This window comes from Affinundibacterium seohonense, assembly GCF_014284305.1.
GTDB lineage: Bacteria > Pseudomonadota > Gammaproteobacteria > Burkholderiales > Burkholderiaceae_D > Undibacterium > Undibacterium seohonense.
In genome coordinates this window covers 1-1,609 of record NZ_JACOFW010000061.1, presented here as the reverse complement: position 1 = coordinate 1,609, position 1,609 = coordinate 1, and the positions used below count along the sequence as shown (strand labels likewise).

Below are 1,609 nucleotides of genomic sequence, written 5' to 3'. Positions count from 1 at the left end.
GGGGGTGCGGATAAAATCTTGGACTACTTTTGGGAGTGGTTCATGTACTCATATGAAGAACGTCTTCGGGCGGTGAAGCTATACATTAAACTTGGCAGGCGCTGTAAAGCGACGATTCGCCAATTGGGTTACGCGACAAAAAATTCATTAAAGGCTTGGCATAATGAATTCCAAGAACACGGCGATTTAAAGGACAGGTACGTTCGACCAAAAGCGAAGTACTCGGAAGAGCAAAAGATTATGGCTCTGGATCATTACGCAAACCATGGACGCTGCATTGCCCATACCGCAAGGGCGCTGGGATATCCTGGGCGAGCGAAACTAAGGGAATGGGTTCGCGAACGATACCCGGAAACCGCGCATCACGTCATTGGCAAGAGTGGTAGGCCAAGAGTTACTTTGGCGTCCAAGCGCGCTGCCGTTTACGAGCTATGCACACGGGAAGGAAGTGCAAAGGAAGTTGCGCAAAAGTTGGACGTTGATCGAGTAACCCTGTACAACTGGAAGAACCAGTTACTTGGCCGAGAGGCCTCAGCTTCTATGAAACAAGACAAACGCTCATTGGCAGAATCGGATCGTGATAAATTGGAGCAGCAAGTTGAAACACTCAAGCGCGACATCCACAATCTGCAACTCGAACACGATCTTCTCAAGAAGGCCAATGAACTACTAAAAAAGGATCTGGGCGTCGACCTGCATTTACTGAGCAACCGGGAAAAGACGGTGCTGGTTGACGCCCTTAGAGCAGAATACAACTTAATAGAACTTTTTGAGCGGCTCAATTTTGCACGCAGCTCCTATTTTTACCATAGGTCGCGCCAACAGATTGCAGACAAGTACGCAGACGTACGGCGCACCATGACCGAGATCTTCGAGGACAATCACCGATCCTACGGATATCGTCGGATACAAGCTTCGTTGAATCGACAAAGGATGTTCGTCTCAGAGAAGGTTGTTCAGCGCCTGATGAAGCAGGACGGTCTCCATGTTGCCAGACCTAAACGACGTAGATATCGATCCTATATCGGCGAAATAACTCCAGCCCCGGAAAACATCGTCAATCGTGATTTCCATGCTGAAGCACCAAACGAGAAATGGCTCACAGACATATCTGAATTCCATATCCCTGCAGGGAAGGTTTATCTATCGCCCATGATTGACTGTTTCGATGGCATGGTTGTGAGCTGGTCGATTGGTACAAGCCCGGATGCAGAACTGGTGAATGGAATGTTAGATGCTGCCATCGAGACGATTGCCAATAACACTGACAAACCGATCGTCCATTCCGATCGAGGTGGTCACTACCGGTGGCCAGGTTGGCTAGCACGTGTTGAGAAGGCTTGTATGATCCGTTCCATGTCCCGCAAAGCATGCTCGCCGGATAATGCCGCCTGTGAGGGATTCTTTGGAAGGTTGAAGAATGAAATGTTCTATCCGCGCGATTGGCGTTCGACCACAATTGAACAATTCATTGAGGCGCTTGATGCCTACATTCGCTGGTATAACGAAAAGCGTATTAAAATGTCCCTAGGCTATCTCAGCCCGATTGAATACAGAGAGCGCTTGGGTTTAACAACATAAATCAGTCCAAGAAAATATCCGCACCCCC

The 1,609-nt window shown here is 48.7% G+C and carries 1 protein-coding gene; it reads left to right on the top strand.

Annotated elements, in window-relative coordinates:
- The first annotated feature begins 42 nt into the window (after positions 1-42).
- Entirely contained in the window at positions 43-1,581 is a 1,539-nt protein-coding gene (locus H8K52_RS20535; RefSeq protein ID WP_186924778.1) for an IS3 family transposase, read from the top strand.
- The last annotated feature ends 28 nt before the right edge of the window (positions 1,582-1,609 follow it).